This is a genomic window from Streptococcus mitis, from assembly GCF_001579035.1.
GTDB lineage: Bacteria > Bacillota > Bacilli > Lactobacillales > Streptococcaceae > Streptococcus > Streptococcus mitis_J.
The window spans coordinates 97,448-98,968 of the sequence record NZ_KQ970288.1; the positions used below are offsets into that span (position 1 = coordinate 97,448).

The window sequence follows — 1,521 nt, forward strand, 5'->3', positions numbered from 1 at the left end:
AATTAGAAGTAGTGAAAACATTCCACCAAGGAAAGCAATAAAAGGATTATTAAATAAATAATACGCTACCCCAGCATCAACTGCGGCAATAAAGAAAGAGAGCACTGTAATGCCTATTTCAGAGTTTCTAGCATCGCTTTCATTAACACTCAATTCTGGGAGTAAAAAAATTAAAATCATTACAAAAATCAAGCAAAAAGCCAAAGACGAAGAGAGTTCAGTGGGTTGTTCGATAAAACAATTATATCCAGAGTACATGAAAAATAGCTGAAGTAATAACATCGCATACTGAGATAAATAAAACCATATTTTAGCTGAATTTATAAGCGAAATATTTTGTTCTACTTTTATATCTAGTAATCGTTTAGAAATTTGTATCCGATGAGCTAGTTCTTTTAAATCTTTTATTTGAAGTATTTGAAAAGCAAGTTTTTTCTCTATCATTTCTATTTGATACCATACATATCCATCATCTTCTATCCACTGATATTTACCAAAAGTTTTTATTTTTCGTCCATACGGGTTAATTTTTTGAGAAATTTTAAAAAGTAGTTTTTCTAAATCTGGATTAGTAATTCCTTTATCTACCAGTTCATCGGCATAAACAACTAGTTCTTTAAAGTTTTCTTGTTTGTTTTTATACACATACTTACGATATTCTTCTTTTTTCTTTTGGAAATAAGCATACAAACTCGAAATCAGCCCTGTTATTATAGCAGGCGTTGCTAATTGTTTCAGTATTTCATACATTATACTTTATCGCACCTTCACTCCACTAACTCACTTCTTAGATAGGCATCAACCATACGCTCCGTCGCAACCACCGAGTCAATATGAGTACGCTCATAAGAATGACTAGACTCGATACCAGCACCGAGAAGGGCGTGTTTGACTTCTGCCCCTGCAGACATGGCCGCTGAAGCGTCCGAACCATAAAATGGATAGATATCCAACTTAAATGGAATATCTTGCTCTTTCGCCAAGGCAACCAAGTGTTGACGGAAGTCATAGTGATAAGGCCCTGAGGCATCCTTGACACAAATAGACACTGTGTACTCATCTGTTTGCTGGTCATCTCCCATAGCTCCCATATCCACAGCCAGATATTCTACTACCTGATCAGGAATGTTAGAATTAGCACCGTGTCCCACTTCTTCAAAAACTGAAAAAGCAAAATGGGTTGTTACAGACAATTCAATCTTCGCTTCCTTATAAATACGAAGGAGATTAAGCAAAATCGCTGCACTGACCTTATCGTCCAAATGACGAGACTTGATAAAACCTGTCTCTGTCACGACGGTTCGTGGATCAAAGCTGATAAAATCACCGACCTCAATACCAAGAGCACGAGTTTCTTTTTCACTGGTTACTTTGGCGTCCAAACGAACTTCCATATTATCCTGCGTGCGTTCTGCAGTTCCTGCATCCTTATAGACATGGCAAGAAGTTTGGTGGATGAGGATGGTTCCTGATACTTTTTGACCTGTGCTAGCCACATGAACGGTACAGTTTTCACCTTCA

The 1,521-nt window shown here is 37.1% G+C and carries 2 protein-coding genes; both read right to left on the reverse strand.

Going from position 1 to position 1,521, the window contains the following annotated elements:
* The coding region (locus SMIDD26_RS06665) for a hypothetical protein (RefSeq protein WP_061439683.1) at positions 1-750 on the reverse strand (750 nt) is incomplete at its 3' end.
* 17 nt (positions 751-767) lie between these two features.
* Positions 768-1,521, reverse strand: a 754-nt coding sequence (locus SMIDD26_RS06670) for a M42 family metallopeptidase (protein ID WP_061439622.1), incomplete at its 5' end; no start/stop codon positions are given.